Raw genomic sequence first — 26,667 nt, 5'->3', positions numbered from 1 at the left:
CCGCTCGACAGCGCCCCGACCGCCAGTTACCGGCGATCAGGGCACCTCGACCCGACAGGTGTCAGGTATTACTTTTCAGCGTGATACGCAGCATCAGCGGTTTCAAAGCGCGAAACCATGCTGTTGGTCGGGCTGCCGAGCTTGCTCACCATGACGATGGCGATGCTGGCGAACAGGAAGCCTGGGATGATTTCGTACAACCCGATAGTGTCGAACTGCTTCCACAGGATTACGGTCAGCGCACCGACCACGATACCGGCCAGCGCACCGTTACGGGTCATGCCTTTCCACAGTACCGAGATCAGCACGACCGGACCGAAGGCGGCACCGAAGCCGGCCCAGGCATAGGCCACCAGACCCAGCACGCGGTTTTCCGGGTTGGCAGCCATGGCGATGGCGATCAGCGCCACGGCCAGCACCATCAGGCGCCCCACCCAGACCAGCTCACGCTGCGAGGCGTTCTTGCGCAGGAAGGCTTTGTAGAAGTCCTCGGTCAAAGCACTGGAGCACACCAGCAACTGGCAGCTCAAGGTGCTCATGACCGCAGCCAGGATGGCCGACAGCAGCACACCGGCCACCCATGGGTTGAACAGGATCTTCGCCAGCTCGATGAACACACGCTCGTGGTTCTCGGTGACCGGGCCGGCCAGGTCAGGGTTGGCCGAGAAATAGGCGATACCGAAGAAGCCCACGGCGCAGGTACCGGCCAGGCACAGGATCATCCAGGTCATGGAGATGCGGCGCGCCTTGGCGATGGATTTCACCGAATCGGCAGCCATGAAGCGCGCCAGGATATGCGGCTGGCCGAAGTAGCCCAGGCCCCAGCCCATCAGCGAAATGATGCCGATGAAGGTCGCACCCTTGAGCATGTCGAAGTTCGCCGGGTTCTGCGCTTCGATTGCCAGGAAGGTCGTGTCGAATCCGCCCGTGGAGATCAGCACGATGATCGGGGTCAGGATCAGCGCGAAGATCATCAGCGAAGCCTGCACGGTGTCAGTCCAGCTGACCGCCAGGAAGCCACCGATGAAGGTGTAGGCGATGGTCGCCGCAGCGCCGGCCCACAGCGCAGTCTCGTAGGACATGCCGAAAGTGCTTTCGAACAGGCGGGCGCCAGCGACGATACCGGAGGCGCAATAGATGGTGAAGAACACCAGGATGACGATGGCGGAGATGATCCGCAGCAGGCCACTGCTGTCTTCGAAGCGGCTGGAGAAGTAGTCCGGCAGGGTCAGCGCATCACCGTTGTGCTCGGTCTGCACCCGCAGACGGCCAGCGACGAACAACCAGTTGAGGTAGGCACCGACGGTCAGGCCGATGGCGATCCAGGCCTCGGACAGGCCTGAGAAGTAGATGGCGCCCGGCAGGCCCATCAGCAGCCAGCCGCTCATGTCGGAAGCACCAGCGGAAAGCGCGGTGACCACGCTACCCAGGCTGCGACCGCCCAGAATGTAGTCGGAAAGGTTGTTGGTGGAGCGATAGGCGGCGAAGCCGATCAGTACCATTACCGCGATATAGATCACGAAAGTGATCGTTAGTGGATTGCCCATGCTTGTGCCCTGGCGTTTGTTTTTATGTCATGTACAACCGAATCGGGACGGTTGCACCCAGGCGGCGAATCCTATGCAACAACGTTAATGGGGTGCAACCACTTTTCATCTGCCAGTTGCACCTTCTCGTGCATTTTAAGGTAATGCCGCTTTTTTGCTCCTTTCTGGAGCAAAACCTGCTTTTTTCAGAACAAAACGCATCAGAAAGATGCACCTTTAGCGCGTAGGATTATTCATCGGACGAGTTGCACCTGTTCCGCCAAAAAATAGGGTTGCACCTGGTTGCACCCGAAATATCCTACGGCTACTCTTGGCGTCAGCTTAGGCCACAACCGTGGCAATAACGAGGATAAGAAATGGCGACGACCACCCTTGGGGTCAAACTCGATGACCCTACCCGTGAACGACTCAAGGCAGCTGCGCAGTCCATCGACCGCACGCCGCACTGGTTGATCAAGCAAGCGATCTTCAACTACCTGGAGAAGCTCGAGGGTGGCGCCACCTTGACCGAACTCAACGGTCAGGCCAGCAACCCGGCCGATGATGCCGGTGAAGTACAGCCCGACCACGCGCACCAGTGTTTCCTGGAGTTCGCTGAGAGCATCCTGCCACAGTCGGTGCTGCGCTCGGCCATTACAGCCGCCTACCGCCGCCCCGAGCAGGAAGTGGTGCCGATGTTGCTGGAACAGGCGCGCCTGAGCGCGCCACTGGCCGAGGCGACCAACAAGATGGCCGCCGGCATCGCCGAGAAGCTGCGCAACCAGAAGAGCGCTGGCGGCCGCGCCGGCATCGTCCAGGGCCTGCTGCAGGAATTCTCCCTGTCGTCCCAGGAAGGCGTGGCGCTGATGTGCCTGGCCGAAGCCCTGCTGCGCATCCCCGACAAAGGCACCCGTGACGCGCTGATCCGCGACAAGATCAGCAGTGGCAACTGGCATCCGCACCTGGGCAACAGCCCGTCGCTGTTCGTCAACGCGGCCACCTGGGGCTTGCTGCTCACCGGCAAGCTGGTCTCCACCCACAACGAAGCCGGCCTCACTACCTCGCTCACCCGCATCATCGGCAAGAGCGGCGAACCGATGATCCGCAAGGGCGTCGACATGGCCATGCGCCTGATGGGCGAACAGTTCGTCACCGGCGAGACCATCGCCGAGGCGCTGGCCAACGCCAGCCGCTTCGAATCCAAAGGCTTCCGCTACTCCTACGACATGCTCGGCGAAGCCGCGCTGACCGAGCATGACGCGCAGAAATACCTGGCGTCCTACGAGCAGGCTATCCACTCGATCGGCAAGGCCTCCCACGGCCGTGGCATCTATGAAGGCCCTGGCATCTCGATCAAGCTCTCGGCACTGCACCCACGCTACAGCCGCGCTCAATACGAGCGGGTGATGGAAGAGTTGTACCCGCGCCTGCTGTCGCTGACCCTGCTGGCCAAGCAGTATGACATCGGCCTGAACATCGACGCTGAAGAGGCCGACCGCCTGGAGCTGTCGCTCGACCTGCTCGAGCGCCTGTGCTTCGAGCCATCGCTGGCAGGCTGGAACGGCATCGGCTTCGTCATCCAGGCCTATCAGAAGCGCTGCCCGTATGTGATCGACTATGTCATCGATCTGGCCAAACGCAGCCGCCACCGTCTGATGATCCGCCTGGTGAAGGGCGCCTACTGGGACAGCGAAATCAAGCGCGCCCAGGTCGAGGGCCTGGAAGGCTATCCGGTCTACACCCGCAAGGTGTACACCGACGTTTCCTACGTCGCTTGCGCCCGCAAGCTGCTGTCAGTACCGGAAGCCATCTACCCGCAGTTCGCCACCCACAACGCCCATACCTTGTCGGCCATCTACCACATCGCCGGCCAGAACTATTACCCGGGGCAGTACGAGTTCCAATGCCTGCACGGCATGGGCGAACCGCTGTACGAGCAGGTTGTCGGTAAAGTCTCGGAAGGCAAGCTGAACCGTCCGTGCCGCGTTTACGCGCCGGTCGGCACCCACGAAACCCTGCTCGCCTACCTGGTGCGCCGCCTGCTGGAAAACGGCGCGAACACCTCGTTTGTCAACCGCATTGCCGACCACTCGATCTCCATCCAGGAACTGGTCGCCGACCCGGTCGCCAGCATCGAGCGCATGGCCACCCAGGAAGGCAGCATCGGCCTGCCGCACCCGCGCATCCCGTTGCCGCGTGACCTTTATGGCAGTGAGCGGGCCAACTCGGCCGGTATCGACATGGCCAACGAACACCGCCTGGCATCGCTGTCCTGCGCCATGCTGGCCACGGCACACAATGACTGGAAAGCCACCCCATTGCTCGCCTGCGCCGCCAGCGAAGGCGCTGCCACCGCGGTATTGAACCCGGCGGACCATCGCGATGTGGTCGGCCACGTGCAGGAAGCCACCGTTGCCGACGTCGACAACGCCATCCAGTGCGCGCTCAATGCGGCACCGATCTGGCAGGCCACGCCGCCCGCCGAGCGTGCAGCGATTCTGGAGCGCACCGCTGACCTGATGGAAGCCGAGATCCAGCCGCTGATGGGCCTGCTCATCCGCGAGGCCGGCAAGACCTTCGCCAACGCCATCGCCGAAGTGCGCGAGGCCGTCGACTTCCTGCGCTACTACGCCGTGCAGGCGCGCAACGATTTCAGCAACGACGCCCACCGCCCGCTGGGCCCGGTGGTGTGCATCAGCCCATGGAACTTCCCGCTGGCCATCTTCACCGGCCAGGTCGCCGCAGCCTTGGCTGCCGGTAACCCAGTGCTGGCAAAACCAGCGGAGCAGACGCCACTGATCGCGGCCCAGGCGGTGCGCCTGCTGCTCGAAGCCGGCATTCCGGAAGGCGTGCTGCAATTGCTGCCAGGGCGCGGCGAAACCGTGGGTGCCGGCCTGGTCGGCGACGAACGCGTCAAGGGCGTGATGTTCACCGGCTCCACCGAAGTGGCGCGCCTGCTGCAGCGCAACGTGGCCGGCCGCCTGGACAACCAGGGCCGCCCGATCCCGCTGATCGCCGAAACCGGTGGCCAGAACGCGATGATCGTCGACTCCTCGGCATTGACCGAGCAAGTGGTGATCGACGTGGTTTCCTCGGCCTTTGACAGTGCCGGCCAGCGCTGCTCGGCCCTGCGCGTGCTGTGCCTGCAGGAAGACTCGGCTGACCGCGTGATCGAGATGCTCAAAGGTGCCATGGCCGAAAGCCGCCTGGGCAACCCGGACCGCCTGGCGGTAGACATTGGCCCGGTGATCGATGCCGAAGCCAAGGCCGGTATCGAGAAACACATCCAGGGCATGCGCGAAAAAGGCCGCCCGGTTTATCAGGTGGCGATCGCAGAGGCTGCTGAAACCAAGCGTGGCACCTTCGTGATGCCGACCCTGATCGAGCTGGAGAGCTTCGATGAGCTCAAGCGCGAGATCTTCGGCCCAGTACTGCATGTGGTGCGTTACAACCGCCGCAACCTCGATCAGTTGATAGAGCAGATCAACAACTCCGGCTACGGCCTGACCCTCGGCGTGCATACCCGCATCGACGAGACCATCGCCAAGGTGGTGGAGAACGCCAACGCCGGCAACATGTACATCAACCGCAACATCGTGGGTGCGGTGGTGGGCGTGCAGCCGTTCGGTGGTGAAGGCCTGTCCGGTACCGGCCCGAAAGCGGGTGGCCCTCTGTACCTGTACCGCCTGCTGTCGACCCGCCCGACCGACGCCATCGGCCGGCACTTCCAGCAACAGGACGGCGAAGGCAAACCGGACCGCACCCTGCACGAACAGCTGATCAAGCCACTGCACAGCCTCAAAGCCTGGGCCCAGAACAACCAGCAAGCGGAGCTGGCCGCGCTGTGCGACCAGTTCGCCAGCCAGTCGCAGAGCGGCATCGCCCGCCTGTTGCCAGGCCCGACCGGCGAGCGCAACACCTACACCATCCTGCCGCGAGAGCACGTGCTGTGCCTGGCAGACAACGAAGCCGACCTGCTGGCACAGTTCGCTGCAGTCCTGGCGGTGGGCAGCTCGGCGGTATGGGTGGATGGCGAGCCAGGCAAAGCCCTGCGCGGTCGCCTGCCAAAAGAGCTGCAGGCCAAGGTCAAGCTGGTGGCGGACTGGAACAAGGATGAGGTGGCGTTCGACGCGGTGATCCATCACGGCGACTCCGACCAACTGCGTGGCGTGTGCCAGCAAGTGGCCAAGCGCGCCGGTGCGATCGTCGGCGTGCACGGCTTGTCCAGCGGCGACCATCAGATTGCCCTGGAGCGGCTGGTGATCGAGCGGGCGGTGAGCGTGAATACCGCTGCAGCGGGGGGTAATGCCAGCTTGATGACCATTGGTTGAACAGGCTGAGGTAACGAAAAGGAGAGCTTCGGCTCTCCTTTTTTTGCCTGTCTCGAAACAGAGGAATGTGGTGGGAAATTTCTCTCGGCGTATAACGTTGAAATGCTCCACACGCACGCCAAACACGCGTCCCATTCCTCGTTTTGAACCCATATCACCCAAACTTATCAATCTCCCCCCTCGCCAGCCGATTCCCTACACTCGCAGCATCCCGCCTCAGGACCGCCGCCATGCCCGAGACCCTGCTCAGCCCCCGCAACCTCGCCTTCGAACTCTTTGAGGTGCTCGACGCAGAAGCCCTGACCCAGCGCCCGCGCTTCGCCGAGCACAGCCGCGAAACGTTCGACGCCGCGCTGACCACCGCCCGCACCATCGCCGAAAAGTACTTCGCCCCGCACAACCGCAAGGCCGATGAAAACGAGCCGCGCTATGTGGATGGCCGCGCCGAACTGATCCCTGAGGTGAAACCGGCGGTCGATGCCTTCCTCGGAGCAGGCTTCCTCAATGCCAACCGCGACTTCGAAGTCGGCGGCATGCAGCTGCCCAGCCTGGTCTCGCAAGCCTGCTTTGCCCACTTCCAGGCCGCCAACGCCGGCACCACGGCCTACCCGTTCCTGACCATGGGCGCGGCCAACCTGATCGAAAGCTTCGGCAGCGATGAGCAGAAACGTCTGTTCCTGCAGCCGATGATCGAGGGGCGCTACTTCGGCACCATGGCGCTGACCGAACCGCACGCCGGCTCGTCGCTGGCCGATATCCGCACCCGTGCCGAACCTGCCGGCGATGGCAGCTACCGGATCAAAGGCAACAAGATCTTCATTTCCGGCGGCGACCACGAACTGTCGGAAAACATCGTGCACATGGTCCTGGCCAAGCTGCCGGATGCACCAGCCGGGGTGAAAGGCATTTCGCTGTTCATCGTCCCGAAATTCCTGGTCAATCAGGACGGCAGCCGTGGCGAACGCAACGACGTGCTGCTGGCCGGGTTGTTCCACAAGATGGGCTGGCGCGGCACCACGTCCACCGCGCTGAACTTCGGCGATAACGGGCAGTGTGTCGGCTATCTGGTGGGCCAGCCGCACCAGGGCCTGGCCTGCATGTTCCAGATGATGAACGAGGCACGTATCGGTGTCGGCATGGGCGCGGTCATGCTCGGTTACGCCGGCTACCTGTACGCGTTGGAATACGCGCGCCAACGGCCCCAGGGTCGGTTGCCGGATAACAAGGATCCTCGAAGCGCTGCGGTTCCAATCATCAGCCACACCGACGTCAAGCGCATGCTGCTGGCGCAGAAGGCTTACGTGGAAGGTGCCTTCGACCTGGGCCTGTACGCCGCGCGGCTGTTCGACGACACCCACACCGCCAGCGACGAAAACGGCCGCGCTCAAGCCCAGCAACTGCTCGACCTGCTGACCCCGATCGTCAAGTCCTGGCCATCGACCTTCTGCCTCAAGGCCAACGAACTGGCGATTCAGATCCTCGGCGGCCACGGCTACACCCGCGAATACCCGGTGGAGCAGTACTACCGCGACAACCGCCTGAACCCGATCCACGAAGGCACCGAGGGCATCCAGTCGCTAGACCTGCTCGGACGCAAGCTGGCGCTAAACAATGGCGCCGGCCTCAAGCAGCTGATTCGGTTGATCGCCAGCACCGCGGAGCGCGCCAGCCACCACCCCGATCTTGATACCTTGCGCCAACCCCTCGAGCAACTGGTCAGTCGCCTGCAAGCCGTGACCCTTGCCCTGCTGGGTGATCTTGCCCAAGGCCAGATTGCCGACGCGCTTGCCAACTCGGCGCTGTACCTCAAGGCCTTTGGCCATTGCGTGATCGGCTGGCGCTGGCTGGAGCAAGCGATCCATGCCGAACTTGGCCTGCTCAAGGGCAATGCCGCAGACCGCGACTTCTACCTGGGCAAACTGCAGGCAGCCCGTTATTTCCTGACTTGGGAAGTACCAGGCTGCCATAATGAGCTGGCATTGCTCGAGGCGCGCGACAACACTTGCCTCGGCATGCAGGACGAGTGGTTCTAAGGGGGAGCCACCGTGTACACGGAGGCTTGCGCATGTTCGATTCCAGCGCCCTGCTGCGCCAGCGCTTTGCTGCGCTGCGCAGTACGGCCGAGTTGTTTTCCCTACGCCATGTAAAACAGTCGCACCAAGCGCTGTCGGTTCGCCGCAATGTCGCCGAACCGCCATGCTTCAGCCTGGACGAAGGCGCCATGCTCACCGTGCGGGTCAATGGCGTGGAGGCCTATGCGGCGACGGCCGACCTGTCCCAGGCTGGGCTGCAGCGCGCCTTGGAGCAAGCCGAGACGCTGGCCCGGCAGATCGCCCGGCACAGCCTGCTGGACCTGCGCGACCAGCCCGTGGCCAGCGCACGCCACGATCATGTCTCGCCCAACTTCGACCAGCCCGTCCCCAGCCTTGCCGATTGCCTGGGCCTGCTCGCCGCCGAATCGGCCAGCGTACCCAAGGACAGCCGCCTGGTGGACTGGCAGGCCAGCCTGGGCTTGAGCCTGGTCGAGCAAACCTACCTCAACTCCGCCGGCGCCGAACTGCGCCATGCCCAACGTTTTCTGTTCCCAGGCCTTGGCGTAACGGCCAGCGATGGCCAGGACAGCCAAAGCCGCAGCCTTGGCCGTGACAACTTCGGCCAGCAGGGTGGTTTCGAAATCATCGAGCGCTGTGGCCTGGTCGGCGCGGCCAGCCGGGTAGCCGACGAGGCACTGCAATTGCTGCTGGCCCCTAACACCCCCAGCGGCCCGCGCGACCTGCTATTGATGCCCGACCAGATGATGCTGCAGATCCACGAATCCATCGGCCATCCTCTGGAGATGGACCGCATCCTCGGTGACGAACGCAACTACGCCGGCACCAGCTTCGTCAACGCCAGCGACTTCGGCCACCTGCAGTACGGTTCCAGCCTGCTCAACGTGACCTTCGACCCAACCATTGGCGAAGAGCTGGCCAGTTACAGCTTCGATGACGACGGCAGTGCCGCCAGCAAGCAGTTCCTGATCCGCGACGGCCTGCTGCTGCGCCCGCTGGGCGGGGCGCTGTCGCAGTTCCGCTCCGGCCTGGACGGCGTGGCCAACAGCCGCGCCTGCGGCTGGAACCGGGCCCCCATCGACCGCATGGCCAATCTCAACATCGAGCCGGGCGACCAGTCTCTCGAGCAACTGATCGGAGGCATCGAGCACGGCATCCTGATGCGTACCAACCGTTCCTGGTCCATCGACGATGCGCGCAACAAGTTCCAGTTCGGCTGCGAATGGGGCCAACTGATCGAGAACGGCCAGCTCAAGGGCATCGTCAAGAACCCGAATTACCGCGGCATCTCTGCGCAGTTCTGGCGCAACCTGTCGGCAGTCGGCGACCGCAGCACCTTCCAGGTGCTGGGCACGCCCAACTGCGGCAAGGGCGAACCTAACCAGGTGGTGCGCGTAGGGCACGCCTCGCCGGCCTGCGTGTTCCGCCAGATCGACGTATTCGGAGGAGACGCGTGATGAAACAGGCTTTCGAAACCCTGGTCGGGGACGTACGCGCCGGCCTGCACGCGGGCGAGCAGTTCACCCTGAGCTACAGCGCCGAGCAGTCGCAATTCGTGCGTTTCAACCACGCCAAGGTCCGCCAGGCCGGCGAAGTGAGCCAGGCCAGCGCGCAACTGCGGCTGATCCGCGATGGCCGCCAGGCCGAACAGCAAGTGACCTTGAGCGGCGATGCGCAGCTGGATCGCCAACGCTTGGCGGATGCGCTGCAGCAGCTGCGCCAGACACTGCCACTGCTGGCCGTCGCCCCTTACCTGCGCCTGGACGAGAGCGCCTGGCACAGCCACAGCCAACAAGCGCAGGCGCTGCCAGACCTGAGCGAAGTGCTGGCGCTGCTGGAGCATGAAGCCGGTGACCTCGACCTGGTCGGTATATACGCCGCGGGCCCGATCTGCCGAGGCTTCGCCAGCTCGTTCGGCGCCTTCGGCTGGCACCAGGCCAACAGCTTCAACTTCGATTGGAGCCTGTTCCACTCAAACGGCGAGGCGGTGAAGGCCAACTATGCCGGCCAGTCGTGGAGCGCCGACGACTTCAGCGCACGCCTGCGCCAGGCGCGGGAGCAGTTGGGCTTTCTCGGGCGCCCGGCGGTCACCCTCAAGCCGGGTAGCTACCGCGCTTTCCTGGCGCCGGCAGCGATGGACGAGATCGCCGGCATGCTGTGTTGGGGCGGCTTTTCCGCGCAGGCCCTGGCGACTGGCAACAGTGCCTTGCAGCGCCTGTACAACGGCGATGCGCGGCTTAGCCCGCTGGTGAGCTTCTCCGAGCAAGTCAGCGGTTCGTTGAGCCCGGCGTTTTCCGATGAAGGCTCACCGCGCCTGGATGTGCCGTTGATTCAGCAAGGACAGGCGCAGCAACGGCTGATCAGTGCCCGCAGCGCCGCTGAGTTCGAGTTGCTGGCCAATGGCGCAGACAGCTACGAATCGCCCTGCGCCCTCAGCCTGGCAGCGGGAAATCTTGCCAACGCAGACATCCTGGCGCGGTTGGGTACTGGCCTGTACATCAGCAACCTGTGGTACCTGAACTACTCGGACCTGCCGGCAGCGCGCATGACCGGGCTCACCCGCTTCGCGACCTTCTGGGTGGAAAACGGCCAGATCCAGGGGCCGGTAAGCACCATGCGTTTCGATGACAGCCTGTACAACTTGCTGGGCAGCCAGCTGGAAGACCTGACCTGTGAGCGGGAAATGATCCTGTCGACCAGCACCTATGGACAGCGCAGCACTGGGTCGAGTCATTTGCCCGGGGCACTGGTCAAAGGCCTGACATTGACACTATAGGAGGGCAATACCAACCTCTTCGCAGGCCTGACCAGACTGTGAAGAGGAGTATAATGCAGAGCATGCTACGGATACCCTGTGCTAGGGAACCATGTCAATGCTACCCAGCCCTATTATCGAACCCCTACGTGCTTCGAATACTGTTGGTTTCATTCCACAAGGCCATGACTTCAACAGACTTCCGGACCGGAATGGGCTGATAATTTCTAACGGGCAGTTTAGGTTGGCTAATACGACTCTCGTACGGCTCAAGAGCCGCTTTTAGCCTGACTGCATGCACCTCCGTCATACCCGTATAACTAATGTTGATTTTTGGAGCACCCCGTGCTGACGGAGGTAAAGTCTGTGAGATGTGAATGTGTTGAGAGTCCAACCCTCTCTCGACGGAGTTAATGACATCTCTCACAGCTGTGGCTGATACCTTATCCGTCATTGGAAGATAGCTCTTCATATACTTGGCAAAACCCTTCGGGTCGTAAGCAGCAGTATCCTGCACCATTCGATTTATTCCAATCCCATCGTCCAGCCCAGCCATCGACTGCGGCGCTAGAACCTCTGCCGCCCGGCTGTAGCTAATTATTCCATTATGCGCGAGCGTCTCCCTACTAAAGAAGTCTACAAGGGACCTGCGCCCCACTTCCCGACCTGCCAAAAATTGAAGAGTAGGAATGCCAGCACGCCCGCTCGGGTCGATAAAGTTGACGGGATCTCCTCGACAATAGGCATAATCATTAATACCCGCCGATGTAAAGGGGCCAGACTTATCAGGAGAGCAGAAGCGCCGGAGTCTGGGACTGTAAAAACGCTCGCCATTGCCCAGCGCATACACCGTCTGCCGCGGAAGGTAAAGTTCACCATTGAAACCCAAACTAAGTTTGGCCCTTCCAGGCACACCGTCGCAGCCGTACGCGTCGTAACAAAGCGCGTGATCGCCTGTGCTGCCAGTGATCGCCCTGAGCACCGATGAAGAGACGTCAGTCGCTATCAATCGCCTACAATCAGCCTGGCCCAGGACCAGCGGTAGCCGACCAGACCGCATCAGGCGTTCAGCCCCTGCGGCATCCATCAGCATGGCCAAACATCCTTTTTCGTAGAAAAACAGCATTTCCTGCTTCCTCGCCCAGGTAAGGCCCACCTCGACCCACAGCAATCGTGAGGCGAGAAACCTGCATGCCGTCACGCCTCCCTCTACAATCACCCTGTATCGTCGAATGCTCAACTGGTAAAAGTGATAGGACCGTCAAATATCTGGCTCTGCATCAAGCGGTTGAATCCGCAGGAACTCGGCAGGTCTCTGAGATAACGCACCGGCTTTCCCCCTCCACATGAAACTGCCCGTGCCTGTCCAGCCCATGATTTGAGGATAAAATGCCCGAACGCACCCCGTTGGACCCCACCACCGCCCGCTGGATCCCTTGGGTGGTGGCCATCGCTTTCTTCATGCAGTCCTTGGACGGCACCATCCTCAACACCGCGCTCCCAGCCATGGCCCGCTCGCTGGCCGAAGACCCGCTGCGCATGCAGGGTGTGATCATCGCCTACATGCTCACCGTGGCCCTGCTGATCCCCGCCTCGGGCTGGATCGCCGACCGCTTCGGCACCAAGCGCATCTTCTTCAGTGCCATCCTGCTGTTCAGCTTCGGCTCGCTGCTGTGTGCCGCCGCTAATAGCCTCGGTTTCCTGATCTTTGCCCGTGTGGTGCAGGGCCTGGGCGGCGCCCTGATGCTGCCGGTCGGGCGGCTGGTGGTGCTGCGCGCCTACCCGCGCACCGAGTTGGTGCGCATCATGAGTTTCATCACCATCCCCGGCCTGCTGGGGCCGCTGCTGGGCCCGACGGTTGGCGGCTGGCTGGTGGAAATTCTCAGCTGGCACTGGATCTTCCTGCTCAACCTGCCGGTCGGCCTGATCGGCTGCTACGCCGTGTGGAAGTTCATCCCCGACCTGCGCGGCGCCGAACGGACCCGTTTCGACACGCCGGGCTTCCTGCTGTTCGGCGCCGCGATGGTGCTGATCACCATCGCCATGGAAGGCCTGGGCGAACTGCACCTTCCGCACCTGCGGGTGATGCTGCTGTTGTTCGCCGGCATGGCATGCCTGGCGGCTTACTGGCTGCGCGCCGGGCGCGATCCCGAACCGCTGTTCTCGCCCAGCCTGTTCCGGGTGCGCACCTTCGCCATCGGTATTCTGGGCAACCTGTTCGCCCGCCTGGGCAGCGGCGCCCTGCCGTTCCTGGTGCCGTTACTGTTGCAGGTGGCGCTGGGCTATTCGCCAGCGCAGGCCGGCATGAGCATGATCCCGCTGGCGGCGGCCGCGATGGTCGCCAAGTCCGTTGCCCGGCCGCTGATCGAGCGGCTCGGCTACCGGATCGTCCTCACCGGCAACACCGTGCTGCTCGGCCTGCTGCTGGCCAGCCTGGGGCTGGTCGACGGGCAAACCCCGTATGCCGTACTGCTGGTGCAACTGGCCCTGCTGGGCGCGGTGAACTCCATGCAGTTCACCGCCATGAACACGGTAACCCTGATCGACCTCGACGATGCCAGCGCCAGCAGCGGCAACAGCCTGCTATCGGTGGTCGCGCAGCTGTCGCTGAGCCTGGGCGTAGCCTGCGCAGGCGCACTGCTTGGCGGTTTCACCGCAGCTGGCAATGCCGATGGCGTGGACACCACCTTGGGCGCCTTCCAGCTGACCTTCGTGACCATCGGTATCATGGCCATGCTGGCGGCGGCGATCTTTCTGCAGCTGTCGCCGACGGACGGAAGGCGTGCCCGTCGTCCGGAACAGCACATGGAGTCTTAGGGCGAATGGCCATGAGGCTGGTAGACTGCGTGGCATTTTTCGCTTCGCAACGCAGGCCCGCCTCGTGACCACCGAAACCACCGCTTTTGCCACCTTGCCGCTGTCCGCCGCCATGCTGGCCAACCTGGACGCCCTCGGCTATGCCGCGATGACACCGATCCAGGCCCAGAGCCTGCCCGTCATCCTCAGAGGCCAGGACCTGATTGCCCAGGCCAAGACCGGCAGCGGCAAGACCGCTGCCTTCGGCATCGGCCTGCTCAACCCGATCAACCCGCGTTACTTCGGTTGCCAGGCACTGGTTCTGTGCCCCACCCGCGAGCTTGCCGATCAGGTTGCCAAAGAGCTGCGCCGCCTGGCCCGCGCTGAAGACAACATCAAGATCCTCACCCTGTGCGGTGGGGTGTCGCTGGGCCCGCAGATCGCTTCGCTGGAGCATGGCGCGCACATCATCGTCGGCACCCCAGGGCGCATCCAGCAGCACCTGGACAAGGGTACCCTGGTGCTCGACGGGCTCAATACCCTGGTGCTGGACGAAGCCGACCGTATGCTCGACATGGGCTTTTTCGACGCCATCGCCAGCATCATCGGCAAGACCCCGTCGCGCCGCCAGACCCTGCTGTTCTCCGCCACTTACCCGGCCGGTATCGAGCAATTGGCCGCCGACTTCATGCGCAAGCCGCAGCAGGTCAAGGTCGAGAGCCTGCACACCGACAACCAGATCGAACAGCGCTTCATCGAGATCGACCCGCAACAGCGTCTGGAGGCCGTCACCCGTGTGCTCGGCCACTACCGCCCGCAGTCTTGCGTGGCATTCTGCTTCACCAAGCAGCAGTGCGAAGACGTGGTCGCCCACCTCACCGCCAAAGGCATCGTGGCCCAGGCCCTGCACGGCGACCTCGAGCAGCGCGACCGTGACCAAGTGCTGACGATGTTCGCCAACCGCAGCACTTCGGTGCTGGTAGCCACCGATGTGGCTGCACGCGGTCTGGATATCGATGGCCTGGACATGGTCATCAACGTGGAGCTGGCGCGCGATGCCGAAATCCACGTGCACCGCGTCGGCCGTACCGGTCGCGCGGGCGAGAAAGGCATTGCCGTGAGCCTGGTGGCACCGGCCGAAGGCCATCGCGCCCAGGCCATCGAGGCACTGCAAAAGAGCCCGCTGCGCTGGGACCAGCTGGACAGCTTGAAGAACAAAGGTGGCGAACCGCTGTTGCCGGTCATGACCACGTTGTGTATCGCCGCAGGCCGCAAGGACAAGCTGCGCCCGGGTGACATCCTGGGTGCGCTGACCGGTGATGCCGGCATCCCGGGCAAGCAGGTGGGCAAGATCGCCATCTTTGACTTCCAGGCCTTCGTGGCCGTGGAGCGGGCCTTGGCCAAGCAGGCGATGCAGCGGCTGAACAGCGGCAAGATCAAGGGCCGCGCCCTGAAAGTCCGCATTCTCTGACATCTTTTGGGGCTGCTTTGCAGCCCATCGCCGGCAAGCCAGTTCCCACAGGACCACCACAGGCCTCAGGCATTGTGCAATATCCGTGGCTGCTGGCTTGCCTGCAATGGCCGCGCAGCGGCCCCGAACCAGCAATGAGGTAACACCGTGCACACCACCGACGTGATCATCCTCGGCGCCGGCGCCGCCGGCCTGATGTGCGCCCAGCTCAGCGCCCGCCGTGGCCGCCGGGTGCTGCTGCTCGACCATGCCAACAAGCCCGGCAAGAAGATCCTCATGTCGGGTGGCGGGCGTTGCAACTTCACCAATATGTACACCGAGCCGGCCAACTTCCTTTCGCAGAACGCACATTTCTGCAAGTCGGCCCTGGCCCGCTACACCCAATGGGACTTCATCGAGCTGGTGGCCAAGCATGGCGTGCCCTACCACGAGAAGAAGCTCGGCCAGCTGTTCTGTGACAACAAGGCCAGCGACATCCTCGACATGTTGCTGGCCGAATGCGACGAAGCCGGTGCCGAGCTGCGCATGAACACCAGCATCGAGCAGATCGAGAAGACCGAAAGCGGCTATCTCCTGCAAACCAGCGCCGGCCAGTTCGCCTGCCAATCGCTGGTGATCGCCACCGGCGGCCTGTCGATTCCAACGCTGGGCGCGACCGGCTTCGGCTATCAGGTAGCCCGCCAGTTCGGCCATACCTTGCTGCCGACCCGCGCAGGCCTGGTGCCGTTCACCATCACCGAGCCTCAACTCAAGGCATTGTGCACCGAACTGTCGGGCACCTCGCTCGATTGCACAGCCAGCTGCAACGGCACCCGCTTCCGCGAGAACCTGTTGTTCACCCACCGCGGCCTCAGCGGCCCGGCGATCCTGCAGATTTCCTCGTTCTGGAAGGCCGGCGACACCGTTGAAATCAACCTGCTGCCCGACCGTGATGCGCTCATCTGGCTGCAACAGCAGCAGGCCGAGCGCGCCAACGCGGAACTCAAGACCGTCTTGGGCGAGGTGTTCACCCGCAAGCTGGCGAACCTACTGGCCGAACAGTGGTTCGAATCAAAACCCATGAAGCAGTACACCCCGGCGGAGCTGGCGCAGATCGCCGACAAACTGGCCGCCTGGCAGCTGGTACCGGCAGGCACCGAAGGCTATCGCACCGCCGAAGTCACCTTGGGCGGCGTCGATACCCGCGAGGTGTCGTCGAAAACCATGGAATCGCTGAAATCCCCCAACCTCTATTTCATTGGCGAGGTGCTGGATGTCACCGGCCATCTGGGCGGTTTCAATTTCCAATGGGCATGGGCATCAGCCAACGCTGCAGCACAGTTCGTGTAGAGTAGAATCCATTCAGCAGCACGGAACGCTTCTTGCTGGTCCGTGCCGTAATGCATTCATTCGATCACTGCCAGCAGGCCATCATGTCATCGAGTTCATTCCGTCAGTCATTGCGTCGCCTGTGGGGTCAAGACAAATTCAGCTACGCCATCCGGGTGACCATCGCCCTCACCGGCAGCATGGCCTGGTGCTGGTACCAGAACGAGATGAGCCTGCTCATCCCGTTGTTCCTCGGCATCATCGCCAGCGCGCTGGCCGAGACCGACGATAGCTGGCAAGGCCGCCTCAGCGCGTTGCTCGTCACCCTGGTGTGTTTCGCCATCGCTGCAATTTCGGTGGAACTGCTGTTCCCCTACCCCTGGATCTTCGCCATCTCCATGGCGTTGGCCGCCTTCTCCCTGACCATGCTTGGCGCACTGGGTGAACGCTACGGAGCGATTGCGTCGGCAACGCTGATTCTATCGGTGTACACCATGATCGGCGTGGACCAGCGCGGCGGCGAAGTCAGCGACTTCTGGCATGAACCGATGCTGCTGGTGGCCGGTGCCGCCTGGTATGGCTTGCTCTCGGTACTGTGGCAGGCACTGTTCTCCAACCAACCGGTACAGCAGAGCCTGGCCAAACTGTTCTTCGAACTGGGCACCTACCTCAAGCTCAAGGCCAGCTTGTTCGAGCCGATTCGCACACTCGATGTCGAAGCCCAGCGCCTGGCATTGGCCCGGCAAAACGGCAAGGTGGTCGCCGCGCTGAACGCCGCCAAGGAGATCATTCTGCACCGGGTCGGCAACAGCCAACCCAACTCCAAGGTCAGCCGCTACCTGAAGCTGTACTTCCTGGCCCAGGACATCCACGAACGGGTGAGCGCCTCGCACTACCCTTACAACGCCCTGACCGAGGCGTTCTTCCACAGCGACGTGATGTTCCGCTGCCAGCGCCTGCTGCGCAAACAAGGGGCGTCCTGCCAGGAACTGGCACGCTCGATCCGGCTGCGCCAGCCGTTCGTTCTGGCCACCGGCTTCGCCGAGGCCCTCGATGACCTCAACGCCTCGCTGGAGCACCTGCGCAACCAGAACAATCCCGCCTGGCGCGGGCTGTTGCGCTCACTACGCGCCCTGGCGGCAAACCTGGCCACGCTGGACCGCCTGCTTGGCGCCGCCAGCAACCCGGACAGCCTGGCCGACGCCAGCGACAGCAGCCTGCTCGACCGTTCGCCACGCAACCTCAAGGATGTGTGGAAGCGATTGCGCACCCAGCTCACACCGACCTCACTGCTGTTCCGCCATGCCCTGCGCCTGTCGTTGGCGCTGTCGGTGGGCTACGGCATGGTGCACTTGATCCACCCGACCCAAGGCTACTGGATCATCCTCACCACCCTGTTCGTCTGCCAGCCCAACTATGGCGCGACCCGGCGCAAGCTCGTGCAGCGGATCTTCGGCACAGCCATCGGCCTGACCGTTGGCTGGGCGCTGTTCGACCTGTTCCCGAATCAGCTGATCCAATCGGCGTTCGCAGTGGTGGCCGGGGTGGTGTTCTTCGTCAACCGGACCACCCGCTACACCCTGGCCACGGCGGCGATCACGCTGATGATCCTGTTCTGCTTCAACCAGATCGGCGATGGCTACGGCCTGTTCCTGCCACGGCTGTTCGATACCTTGGTCGGTAGCCTGATCGCCATCGTCGCGGTGTTCCTGTTCCTCCCCGACTGGCAGGGCCGGCGCCTGAACAAGGCGCTGGCCAACACCCTGGCCTGCGCCAGTGTGTACCTGCGTCAAATCATGCAGCAGTATGCCCACGGCAAGCGCGATGACCTGGCCTACCGTCTGGCCCGGCGCAACGCACACAACGCCGACGCAGCGCTGTCCACCACACTGGCCAACATGCTCATGGAGCCGGGGCACTTCCGTAAGGAGGCCGATGTGGGCTTCCGCTTCCTGGTGCTGTCGCACACCTTGCTCAGCTACCTCTCAGGGCTGGGGGCGCACCGTGATACGGCGCTACCGGCAGAAGTCCATGAGCAGCTGATCGAGGGCGCGGGGCAGGCATTGGCCGCCAGCCTCGACGAAATCGCCAACGGCCTGGCGGCGCGGTTACCCGTGGCGATCCACAGCGATGCAGAGGAAGCCTTGGCCAATACGCTGGAGCAGATGCCCGAAGAACTGGATGAACATCAACGATTGGTGCAAACCCAATTGGCGCTGATCTGCCGGCAGTTGGGGCCGTTGCGCACCTTGGCAGCGCACTTGATCAAAGAGAGCTCACCGGCCTGATCGTTCTTGCCTGCGCCGCAGATCAAAAGCCATGCTGGCGCAGAAGCCGTGCATAGCTGCCGTCTGCCTTCATCGCTTCGATGCTGCGCTCGAATCGCTCGACGATCTGCCGATGCTCCGGGTGCTTGAGGCTGACCAGGATATGCAGGGTGTTCTCGCCCAGCGCGGGTTCGACCAACACCACCACATTGCGCACCGACTCCGGTTCGCGCTGCAGGTTGTAGCGCGCCACGAACTCATCTTCCACCGCCAGGTTTACCCGCCCAGCAGCCAGCATGCGCACGGCGGAGGAAAAGTTGCGTACCGGCACCTTGTGCAAGCGGGTGTCGCTATCGAATGCCGGTGAGTAGGCATAATCACGCACCACGGCAATGCTGTAGGGGTACAGATCGGCCAGGCGGCTGTAACGGAAGCTGTCACCCTTGCGCTTGAGCAAACGGATGCGGTTGGTCAGGTAGGCCTTGGAAAACTGGCCGATGCGGGTGCGCGAATCGTTGTACCAGGCATTGATCAGTACGTCGTAGCGGCCTTCGCTCACCCCGAGCAGCGCCCGCGCCCACGGTACTTCCTCGTACTCGCTGGGGTAACCTGCACGCGCCAGCGCCGTGGTGACGATACTGGTGGCAAGGCCACCACCGGGCATACCGGCATCGGTGAACGGCGGCCAGGTATCGGCCACCAGCCGCAGTTTGGCCTGGCCCAGGGCTGGCGCCGCCAGCATTACGGCCAACACTCCCAGAACGCAAAACAGTGGCCGCATGCTCAAGTCCTTTTGCAATAGGGGGCACAGGCTGTTGATGGCGGTCTTCGATAACGCTGGTAGAGAGACTACACAAAGCCGCCGTACAGGGCAGCGGCCAATAGTGTCAATTAGCCTCTAATTTGGCCGAGGCACATAGACTCACAGACTTACGGGTAGCCGAGCACTTCCCTGATCTGGCGTAGGTGGCGGATGATCCACTGCTTGTCGATCGCTCCCCAGTCACGGATACGATAATGCCCGGCGTGGTTGCGCGCCCCGTCCTGCTGCTCGAACTCGCAGACAATGTCCAGGTCGGCCAGCGCAGCGATGGTGTCCTGCGCGGTGCGGCGCGGCATGCCGGTGGCTTCCATCAAGGCGGGCACGCTGGTAGCGGTCTGGCTGTCGATCAGCCAGGCCACGTACAGGCGGCGATAGAAACTGCTCTTGGTCTTGCTCACATCCATGCTGCGTGATCCTTACAGGTTACCCGGCAGCTCCCGATAGGTCAGGTAGACGCGCAGGTCGAATTCCAGTTGGTGGTAGTCCGGCTCCATATGCTGACAAAGCTGATAGAAGGCTTTGCTGTGGTCACGCTCGCGCAGGTGCGCCAGCTCGTGTACCACGATCATGCGCAGGAACTGCGGCGCGGCCTCCTTGAACAGCGAGGCGATGCGGATTTCCTTCTTCGCCTTGAGCTTGCCCCCCTGCACCCGCGATACCGCAGTATTGAGCCCGAGCGCACGGTGGGTGAGGTCCAGACGGTTGTCGAACAATACCTTGTCCAGGCTGGGCGCACTGCGCAGGTACTGCTGGCGCAATGCCTGGGCGTAGCCGTACAGCGCCTTGTCGCTCTGCACGTCATGGCGACCGGGATAGCGGCGCTGCAGGTAGTCACCCAGGCGGTCGCTGTCGATCATCAGCTGCACCTGCTCCTGCAGGTGCGGCGGGTAAGCTTGCAAATAGCGTAAGACGGTCATGGCATGGCATTCGGCGTAACGAATGACGATTCTAGCCAATCAGGACCCCGGCCAGGGAAAAATTGCCGGGAAGCCGCTGGCATCGGCGGCGGTCATCGGGCGAGCGACAAGAAAGCCCTGCACGTAGGCGCAACCGTTTGCCTTGAGCCAAGTGGCCTGGGCCGCTGTTTCCACGCCCTCGGCGATGACCGTGACGTTGTAATCGGCGCACAGGCCGATGACGCTGCGCACCAGGGCGGCATCCGCCGCCGAATCGGGCAGGCGCGCCACCAGGTGGCGGTCCAACTTCAAGGTGTCGATAGGCAGGTCGCGCAGCATGCGCAGGGAGCAGTCGCCAGCACCAAAGTCGTCCAGCGCCACGCGCACGCCCAACTCGCGCAGGCGGTGGATCTGCTTGATCGCCGCGTCGATGTTGTACATCAGTGAGGTCTCGGCGACTTCCACTTCCAGCTGCGCCGGGTTGAGCTGGTAATCCTCTATCACCCGCTGCAACTCATCGACCAACCCAGGCATGGCGAACTGAGCGCGGCTCAGGCTGATACCCAGCACCAGGTCCGGCGCAAAACGCTCACACCAAGCCTGGCGCTGCGCCGCGCCCTGGCGGTAGATCCAGCTGGCCAGGCGCGTTATCAGTCGCGCCTCCTCCAGCAAGGGGATGAACAAGCCCGGCGGTACATCGCCAACACTGGGGTGCTGCCAGCGCAGCAGGGCTTCGAAACCGCGCAGATGCCCGTCGGCGAAAGCGACCTGGGGTTGGTACACCATGTTGAAACCTTGCGACTCGACCGCGTCGCGCACGCTGTCCTCGAGCATCAACCGTGAACGCGCCCGGCCATTGAGCTCCTGGTCGTAGAAACGGTACTGCCCGCGCCCAGCTTGCTTGGCCGCATACATCGCCGCATCGGCGGCACGCAACAGGCCTTCGACCGTGGCACCGCAGTCCGGGTAGGTGGCAATACCGATGCTGACACCCAGGGATACATCCAGGCCGGCCACCTGCCGCTGAACGGACACACGCTCAAGCAGTTGCTCGGCAAAGCGGCCGGCTTGTTCCGGATACGGCAGGCCATCGAACAGCGCAGTGAACTCGTCTCCGCCCATGCGTGCCAGCAGCGCCTCACTGCCCAGGCAGTCCTTGAGCTGCTCGGCAACCCAACCCAGTACCCGGTCCCCGGCATCGTGGCCGAGCGAATCATTGATCCGTTTGAAGCCATCCAGGTCCATGTACATCAAAGCCTGCGTCTTGTCCGAGCGTTCGTTGCGCAGCAGCACACTTTCAGCTGCCTGATAGAACCCACGGCGGTTGAGCAGGCCGGTGAGCGGGTCGGTGACCGCCTGGTATTCGAGCTGCTGGTGCAAATTACGCACTACCGACATGTCCAGCACCGTCACCACCATCGCCTGCTGATCGGCCGGCAGCGGCGCGCAGGACAAGGCTACCGGCACCAGGTGGCCGCCTGACGTGCGCAGGTGAGCATCGTGTACACGGAAAATCTGCCGCGACTGGTAGGCGTGATGAAAATCCGATTCGCTCCATAAGGTGGCATTGGGCAGTTGCAGCAAGCCAAGCAACTGCGCGCCCTGCAATTGCTCGAAAGGGGCATCGAGCAGGCGCGAGATCGCCGGGTTGGCAAAGCTGATGCTGCCGTGAGCGTCGACCACCAGAATACCTTCGGCGGCATTTTCCAGGATGGACGCATTGAACGCCCTGGCTGCCTCCAGTTCGCGCGTCAAGCGTTGCAGCATGCGCCGGTTGCGCTGCTGGTCCAGCTGCGCCTGCACCTTGGGCTTGAGGATCTGCGGGTCGAACGGCTTGAACAGGTAGTCCACCGCACCGCTGGCATAGCCCTTGAGCACGGCGGCATCGGACTGCTCGTTGGCGGTGAGGAAAATGATCGGAGTCAGCTTGGTCCGGTGGCTGCCACGCATCAGCCGGGCAACCTCGAAACCGTCCATTTCCGGCATCTGCACGTCGAGCAGCACAAGGTCTACTTCGTGCTCCAGCAAGGCGCTCAAGGCTTCCATCCCTGAACCTGCGGTCAGCACCTGCCAATCTGTGCGGGCCAGCAAGGCGCGCATGCTTATGAGGTTCTCAGGGTAATCGTCCACCACCAGGAGAACCGAGTTGCCATCCGGTGGTTGAGGGTAAGCGCCATCCATGCTGCTTTCTCTTGTATGACCGACTTCGACGTGCAATTTGGATCCGATTAATCACTCTAGACGCGAGTGCGTAACGCGCAATGCAATCAGAACGCTATCAACGACTAAATGTAAGGGTAGTCGACTAACGGTTGTTTGCTGGCCATTGGCCCATAAAAAAACCCGCATTTCTGCGGGTTTTTTCGTGGCGGCCTGTGATCAGTTGACCTTGGCGGCCAACTCACCTTTCAGGTAACGCTGGAACATGCCTTCCAGGGAGATCGGCTTGATCTTCGAGGCATTGCCGGCGGTGCCGAAGGCTTCGTAACGAGCGATACAGACATCGCGCATGGCTTTGACGGTTTCGCCGAAGAACTTGCGCGGGTCGAACTCGCTTGGGTTCTGCGCCATCAGGCGGCGCATGGCACCGGTGGAAGCCAGACGCAGGTCGGTATCGATGTTGACCTTGCGCACGCCGTGCTTGATGCCTTCAACGATTTCTTCGACCGGTACGCCGTAGGTTTCTTTGATGTCGCCGCCGTACTGGTTGATGATCGCCAGCCACTCCTGCGGTACCGAGGAAGAACCGTGCATCACCAGGTGAGTGTTGGGGATGCGCTTGTGGATTTCCTTGATGCGGTCGATCGCCAGCACGTCACCGGTCGGCGGCTTGGTGAACTTGTAGGCGCCGTGGCTGGTGCCGATGGCGATGGCCAGGGCATCCACCTGGGTTTTCTTGACGAAATCCGCGGCTTCTTCCGGGTCGGTGAGCATTTGGCTGTGGTCCAGCACGCCTTCGGCGCCGATGCCGTCTTCTTCACCGGCCATGCCGGTTTCCAGCGAACCCAGGCAGCCCAGCTCGCCTTCGACCGAAACACCGCAGGCGTGCGCCATGGCGACAGTCTGCTGCGTGACACGGACGTTGTACTCGTAGTCGGTCGGGGTCTTGCCGTCTTCACCCAGCGAGCCGTCCATCATGACCGAGCTGAAGCCCAGCTGGATCGAACGCTGGCACACGTCAGGGCTGGTGCCGTGGTCCTGGTGCATGCACACAGGGATGTGCGGGAATTCTTCGATGGCGGCCAGGATCAGGTGACGCAGGAATGGCGCGCCAGCGTATTTGCGGGCACCGGCAGAAGCCTGGACGATCACTGGCGAGTCGGTCTTGTCGGCCGCTTCCATGATGGCGCGCATCTGCTCGAGGTTGTTGACGTTGAAAGCTGGAACGCCGTAACCGAACTCGGCGGCGTGGTCCAGCATCTGGCGCATGCTAATGAGTGCCATTGTGTATCTCTCTCCCGACAAGCGTCGTTTTGTTTCGTGCAAGCCTGCCGCAGGGGCGGTTGCTGTTCAAGTAGTGTGGGCCACCCGTGCGGCCCGGCCAGTCACGGTGCCTTGCAGCCCCGCCCAATCAGATCATTGGTTGCCACCCAGTACACCAGGCCTTCCTCGCCCTTGGTATGGAAGGCCAGCACACCATCGCTGTACATCGCACCCGAGGCACTGGGCTCGGCCTTGAGCCGGTAGACCTGGTCGCCGCCGCCGAGGCGCACGTCGACCGAATCCTGTTGTGCATCGGCGAAGCGCCATAGCACTTCGTTCTGGCTGTCACAGACCCAGCGGGTCCAGGTGGCTGCCGGGGCGGGTTGCGCCGGCTGCAGCAGCGAGCATCCTGCCAGTGTCGCCAGGGCCATCAAGGCCATCAGCGCTTTCATTGCATATCCTCTAGATGACCACACAACGGTCACTTGGTTGCCTGCACCGACGAAGCGCATCGGTTCATGGGCAGCCAGGCGCCTTGCGCTGGTGGTCTTCGTCATACTTTTCCAGGCCTTCCGGGCCCACGCGCTTGCTGATTACCGGCACGGTCTCGGCCTGCCACTCAGACTGGTAGCACCCGCCTTTGGGCGGCTGCGCCGGATCGTTGTCCGAGGGCGGGCTGCTGGAGCATGCGCTCAGCAAACCCGCCAGCAAGATCACAGGCAATTGCTTGACCATCAGGTCGCTCCCTTTGCCAGGCGCCGCCATTGTCAGGCTTTTGCCCGCTCTTCCAGAATCGCCACCGCCGGCAGTACCTTGCCTTCGACGAATTCGAGGAATGCACCGCCACCGGTAGAAATGTAGGAGATCTCGGCGCCGACGCCATATTTGTCGATGGCAGCCAGGGTATCGCCACCACCAGCGATGGAGAATGCGGCGCTTTCGGCGATGGCCTTGGCCAGTACCTGGGTGCCGTTGCCGAACTGGTCGAACTCGAACACACCGACCGGGCCGTTCCACAGGATGGTTTTCGACGATTTCAGCAGTTCGGCGAAGTTGGCCGCAGTCTGCGGCCCGATGTCCAGGATCATGTCGTCAGCAGCCACGTCAGCGATGGCCTTGACGGTGGCCTCGGCGCTCTCGGCAAACGCCTTGGCCACCACCACGTCGACTGGCAGCGGTACGCTGACCTTGGCGGCGATGGCCTTGGCGGTTTCCACCAGGTCAGGCTCATACAGCGACTTGCCCACCGGGTGGCCGGCGGCGGCCAGGAAGGTGTTGGCGATGCCGCCACCCACGATCAACTGGTCGCAAACCGAGCTCAGGCTGTTCAGAACGTCCAGTTTGGTGGACACCTTGGAGCCGGCAACGATGGCGGCCATGGGTTTGGCCGGTGCCTTCAGGGCCTTGCCCAGGGCGTCCAGCTCGGCGGCCAGCAGCGGGCCAGCCGCAGCGACCTTGGCGAACTTGGCCACGCCATGGGTGGAGCCTTCGGCACGGTGAGCGGTACCGAAGGCGTCCATGACGAAAACGTCGCACAGGGCCGCGTACTTCTGCGCCAGCTCGTCGGCGTTCTTCTTCTCACCCTTGTTGAAGCGAACGTTCTCGAACAGCACCAGGTCACCAGCCTTGACCTCGATGCCATCGAGGTAGTCGGCGACCAGCGCAACGTCGCGGCCCAGGGCCTTGCTCAGGTAGTCGGCAACTGGTTTGAGGCTGTTTTCGGCCGAGAACTCACCTTCGGTAGGGCGGCCCAGGTGCGAGCAGACCATCACCGCCGCGCCCTTCTCCAAGGCCAGCTTGATGGTCGGCAGCGCAGCCAGGATACGCGCGTCGCTGGTTACCACACCGTCCTTCACAGGCACGTTGAGGTCTTCGCGGATCAGTACGCGTTTACCTTGCAGGTCGAGGTCGGTCATCTTCAACACGGTCATGAATGCAGTCCTTCAGGGCTGTTTGGTGCGGGTTGGGTGGACGACGTGCAGATAATGTTCGGCAACGTCGAGCATACGGTTGGCAAAACCCCATTCGTTGTCGAACCAGGCCAGCAGGTTCACCAGGCGGGGGCCCGAGACGCGTGTCTGGCTGGCATCGACGATCGCCGAATGCGGGTCATGGTTGAAATCACAGCTGGCGTGGGGCAATTCGGTGTAAGCCAGCAAGCCTTTGAGCGGGCCATCCAGCGCCGCCTCGCGCAGCACCCGGTTGACTTCAGCAGCAGTGGTGTCACGGCCGGTCTGCAGGGTAATGTCAAGGCACGACACGTTGACGGTCGGCACGCGTACCGCTTTGGCCTGTATTCGCCCGGCAAGTTCCGGCAGCAAGCGCTCGATACCACGCGCCAGACCGGTGGACACCGGGATCACCGACTGGAAAGCCGAGCGCGTGCGGCGCAGATCCTCATGATGGTAGGCGTCGATCACCGGCTGGTCGTTCATCGCCGAGTGAATGGTGGTGATCTGCACGTACTCGATGCCGAACGCCTGGTCCAGCACCCGCAGCAGCGGCACGCCACAGTTGGTGGTACAGGAGGCGTTGGACACAAGCCGCTCGGCGCCGGTCAGGCAAGCCTGGTTGATGCCGTAGACCACCGTTGCATCCACATCGGCCTCGCTGGCCATGGGCTGCGAAAACAGCACCCGCGGCGCGCCGGCATCGAGAAAGCGCTGACCATCGGCACGGGTGTGATAGGCGCCGGAACACTCCAGCACCAGGTCGATGTCCAGGGCGGCCCAGTCGACGCCCTCGGGGGTGGCGCTGCGCAGGACCTTCACGCAGTCGCCATTGATATGCAGACAGTCGCCGTCGACCTTCACATCGCCGGGGAATCGGCCGTGAGTGGAGTCGAAGCGTGTCAGGTATTCCACGCTGGCCTGGTCGGCCAGGTCGTTCAAAGCAACGATGTCGAAGCCCGCCTTTGCCCCACGCTCAAACAGTGCGCGCAGGACACAGCGGCCGATGCGGCCGTAACCGTTGAGTGCAACTTTGAAGGGACGCGGGTGAGGCATGGGTGGGCTCGCTAA

19 protein-coding genes are annotated in these 26,667 nt (G+C 62.8%); 8 read left to right on the top strand and 11 right to left on the bottom strand.

Annotation, left to right across the window (positions count from 1 at the left end):
- Positions 1–68 precede the first annotated feature (68 nt).
- Positions 69–1,547 carry a sodium/proline symporter PutP gene (putP, locus tag ABRP30_RS02495; protein WP_349975204.1) on the bottom strand — a complete coding sequence of 493 codons (1,479 nt, stop codon included), beginning with the start codon at positions 1,545–1,547 and terminating at the stop codon, positions 69–71.
- A gap of 356 nt (positions 1,548–1,903) precedes the next feature.
- On the opposite strand from putP, the gene putA reads away from it, so the two are divergent.
- The 4 genes from putA to ABRP30_RS02475 all read left to right on the top strand — a co-directional run bounded on the left by putA (position 1,904) and on the right by ABRP30_RS02475 (position 10,684).
- Positions 1,904–5,857, top strand: coding sequence for a trifunctional transcriptional regulator/proline dehydrogenase/L-glutamate gamma-semialdehyde dehydrogenase (gene putA / locus ABRP30_RS02490; protein WP_349975203.1), 3,954 nt, complete (start codon positions 1,904–1,906; stop codon positions 5,855–5,857).
- A gap of 230 nt (positions 5,858–6,087) precedes the next feature.
- Positions 6,088–7,890 carry an acyl-CoA dehydrogenase gene (locus ABRP30_RS02485; protein WP_349975202.1) on the top strand — a complete coding sequence of 601 codons (1,803 nt, stop codon included), beginning with the start codon at positions 6,088–6,090 and terminating at the stop codon, positions 7,888–7,890.
- A gap of 32 nt (positions 7,891–7,922) precedes the next feature.
- Positions 7,923–9,365 (top strand): TldD/PmbA family protein, encoded by a 1,443-nt coding sequence (locus ABRP30_RS02480; RefSeq protein ID WP_349975201.1) that lies wholly within the window; start codon positions 7,923–7,925, stop codon positions 9,363–9,365.
- On the top strand, positions 9,365–10,684 hold the full coding sequence (locus ABRP30_RS02475; RefSeq protein WP_349975200.1) for a TldD/PmbA family protein: 1,320 nt from the start codon (positions 9,365–9,367) through the stop codon (positions 10,682–10,684). Before ABRP30_RS02480 ends, ABRP30_RS02475 begins: the two co-directional genes overlap by 1 nt.
- 124 nt (positions 10,685–10,808) lie before the next feature.
- On the opposite strand, the gene ABRP30_RS02470 is transcribed toward ABRP30_RS02475, so the two are convergent.
- Entirely contained in the window at positions 10,809–11,789 is a 981-nt protein-coding gene (locus ABRP30_RS02470) for an RHS repeat-associated core domain-containing protein (RefSeq protein ID WP_349975199.1), read from the bottom strand.
- Between the two features lie 263 nt (positions 11,790–12,052).
- Here ABRP30_RS02470 and mdtD point away from each other — a divergent pair, with 263 nt between their 5' ends.
- The 4 genes from mdtD (at position 12,053) to yccS (ending at position 18,526) form a co-directional block, all read left to right on the top strand.
- Complete coding sequence (mdtD, locus tag ABRP30_RS02465; RefSeq protein ID WP_241804032.1) at positions 12,053–13,480, top strand: multidrug transporter subunit MdtD; 1,428 nt, start codon at positions 12,053–12,055, stop codon at positions 13,478–13,480.
- 112 nt (positions 13,481–13,592) lie between these two features.
- On the top strand, positions 13,593–14,930 hold the full coding sequence (gene dbpA, locus ABRP30_RS02460; RefSeq protein ID WP_267823863.1) for an ATP-dependent RNA helicase DbpA: 1,338 nt from the start codon (positions 13,593–13,595) through the stop codon (positions 14,928–14,930).
- 147 nt (positions 14,931–15,077) lie between these two features.
- Complete coding sequence (locus ABRP30_RS02455) at positions 15,078–16,259, top strand: NAD(P)/FAD-dependent oxidoreductase (protein WP_267820563.1); 1,182 nt, start codon at positions 15,078–15,080, stop codon at positions 16,257–16,259.
- Between the two features lie 83 nt (positions 16,260–16,342).
- Positions 16,343–18,526: a YccS family putative transporter gene (yccS, locus tag ABRP30_RS02450; RefSeq protein WP_267820561.1), complete on the top strand. Its 2,184-nt coding sequence runs from the start codon at positions 16,343–16,345 to the stop codon at positions 18,524–18,526.
- A gap of 22 nt (positions 18,527–18,548) precedes the next feature.
- On the opposite strand, the gene ABRP30_RS02445 is transcribed toward yccS, so the two are convergent.
- From ABRP30_RS02445 to epd, 9 genes are all read right to left on the bottom strand, one after another.
- Positions 18,549–19,286: an ABC transporter substrate-binding protein gene (locus ABRP30_RS02445; protein WP_267820559.1), complete on the bottom strand. Its 738-nt coding sequence runs from the start codon at positions 19,284–19,286 to the stop codon at positions 18,549–18,551.
- Between the two features lie 149 nt (positions 19,287–19,435).
- Positions 19,436–19,732: a helix-turn-helix domain-containing protein gene (locus tag ABRP30_RS02440; RefSeq protein ID WP_241804035.1), complete on the bottom strand. Its 297-nt coding sequence runs from the start codon at positions 19,730–19,732 to the stop codon at positions 19,436–19,438.
- 12 nt (positions 19,733–19,744) lie between these two features.
- Positions 19,745–20,245 (bottom strand): M48 family metallopeptidase, encoded by a 501-nt coding sequence (locus ABRP30_RS02435; RefSeq protein ID WP_267823861.1) that lies wholly within the window; start codon positions 20,243–20,245, stop codon positions 19,745–19,747.
- Between the two features lie 39 nt (positions 20,246–20,284).
- The gene (locus ABRP30_RS02430; protein WP_349975198.1) at positions 20,285–22,405 is read right to left on the bottom strand and encodes an EAL domain-containing protein; all 2,121 of its coding nucleotides are present in this window, start codon (positions 22,403–22,405) and stop codon (positions 20,285–20,287) included.
- Positions 22,406–22,603: 198 nt separating this feature from the next.
- The gene (gene fba / locus ABRP30_RS02425) at positions 22,604–23,668 is read right to left on the bottom strand and encodes a class II fructose-bisphosphate aldolase (protein ID WP_008093958.1); all 1,065 of its coding nucleotides are present in this window, start codon (positions 23,666–23,668) and stop codon (positions 22,604–22,606) included.
- Between the two features lie 101 nt (positions 23,669–23,769).
- Positions 23,770–24,099 (bottom strand): MliC family protein, encoded by a 330-nt coding sequence (locus ABRP30_RS02420; RefSeq protein ID WP_241804038.1) that lies wholly within the window; start codon positions 24,097–24,099, stop codon positions 23,770–23,772.
- A 64-nt stretch (positions 24,100–24,163) separates the two neighbouring features.
- Complete coding sequence (locus ABRP30_RS02415; protein ID WP_241804039.1) at positions 24,164–24,382, bottom strand: hypothetical protein; 219 nt, start codon at positions 24,380–24,382, stop codon at positions 24,164–24,166.
- Positions 24,383–24,414: 32 nt separating this feature from the next.
- Positions 24,415–25,578 (bottom strand): phosphoglycerate kinase, encoded by a 1,164-nt coding sequence (locus tag ABRP30_RS02410; protein ID WP_267820552.1) that lies wholly within the window; start codon positions 25,576–25,578, stop codon positions 24,415–24,417.
- 12 nt (positions 25,579–25,590) lie between these two features.
- Positions 25,591–26,652 (bottom strand): erythrose-4-phosphate dehydrogenase, encoded by a 1,062-nt coding sequence (epd, locus tag ABRP30_RS02405; RefSeq protein WP_241804041.1) that lies wholly within the window; start codon positions 26,650–26,652, stop codon positions 25,591–25,593.
- Between the last annotated feature and the right edge of the window lie 15 nt (positions 26,653–26,667).

The organism is Pseudomonas sp. WHRI 8519 (assembly GCF_040224055.2).
Taxonomy (GTDB): Bacteria; Pseudomonadota; Gammaproteobacteria; order Pseudomonadales; family Pseudomonadaceae; genus Aquipseudomonas; species Aquipseudomonas putida_X.
Note: the sequence above shows the minus strand (reverse complement) of the source record. Positions and strands in the feature narration are given on the sequence as shown.

Coding starts and splice junctions, on each gene's coding strand:
- ABRP30_RS02440 (WP_241804035.1), bottom strand. CDS start 19,732: ATGGATGTGAGCAAGACCAAGAGCAGTTTCTATCGCCGCCTGTACGTG.
- ABRP30_RS02435 (WP_267823861.1), bottom strand. CDS start 20,245: ATGACCGTCTTACGCTATTTGCAAGCTTACCCGCCGCACCTGCAGGAG.
- putA (WP_349975203.1), top strand. CDS start 1,904: ATGGCGACGACCACCCTTGGGGTCAAACTCGATGACCCTACCCGTGAA.
- ABRP30_RS02415 (WP_241804039.1), bottom strand. CDS start 24,382: ATGGTCAAGCAATTGCCTGTGATCTTGCTGGCGGGTTTGCTGAGCGCA.
- ABRP30_RS02445 (WP_267820559.1), bottom strand. CDS start 19,286: ATGCGGCCACTGTTTTGCGTTCTGGGAGTGTTGGCCGTAATGCTGGCG.
- ABRP30_RS02480 (WP_349975201.1), top strand. CDS start 7,923: ATGTTCGATTCCAGCGCCCTGCTGCGCCAGCGCTTTGCTGCGCTGCGC.
- dbpA (WP_267823863.1), top strand. CDS start 13,593: ATGCTGGCCAACCTGGACGCCCTCGGCTATGCCGCGATGACACCGATC.
- putP (WP_349975204.1), bottom strand. CDS start 1,547: ATGGGCAATCCACTAACGATCACTTTCGTGATCTATATCGCGGTAATG.
- ABRP30_RS02485 (WP_349975202.1), top strand. CDS start 6,088: ATGCCCGAGACCCTGCTCAGCCCCCGCAACCTCGCCTTCGAACTCTTT.
- fba (WP_008093958.1), bottom strand. CDS start 23,668: ATGGCACTCATTAGCATGCGCCAGATGCTGGACCACGCCGCCGAGTTC.
- epd (WP_241804041.1), bottom strand. CDS start 26,652: ATGCCTCACCCGCGTCCCTTCAAAGTTGCACTCAACGGTTACGGCCGC.
- ABRP30_RS02475 (WP_349975200.1), top strand. CDS start 9,365: ATGAAACAGGCTTTCGAAACCCTGGTCGGGGACGTACGCGCCGGCCTG.
- ABRP30_RS02430 (WP_349975198.1), bottom strand. CDS start 22,405: ATGGATGGCGCTTACCCTCAACCACCGGATGGCAACTCGGTTCTCCTG.
- yccS (WP_267820561.1), top strand. CDS start 16,343: ATGTCATCGAGTTCATTCCGTCAGTCATTGCGTCGCCTGTGGGGTCAA.
- ABRP30_RS02410 (WP_267820552.1), bottom strand. CDS start 25,578: ATGACCGTGTTGAAGATGACCGACCTCGACCTGCAAGGTAAACGCGTA.
- mdtD (WP_241804032.1), top strand. CDS start 12,053: ATGCCCGAACGCACCCCGTTGGACCCCACCACCGCCCGCTGGATCCCT.
- ABRP30_RS02420 (WP_241804038.1), bottom strand. CDS start 24,099: ATGAAAGCGCTGATGGCCTTGATGGCCCTGGCGACACTGGCAGGATGC.
- ABRP30_RS02470 (WP_349975199.1), bottom strand. CDS start 11,789: ATGCTGTTTTTCTACGAAAAAGGATGTTTGGCCATGCTGATGGATGCC.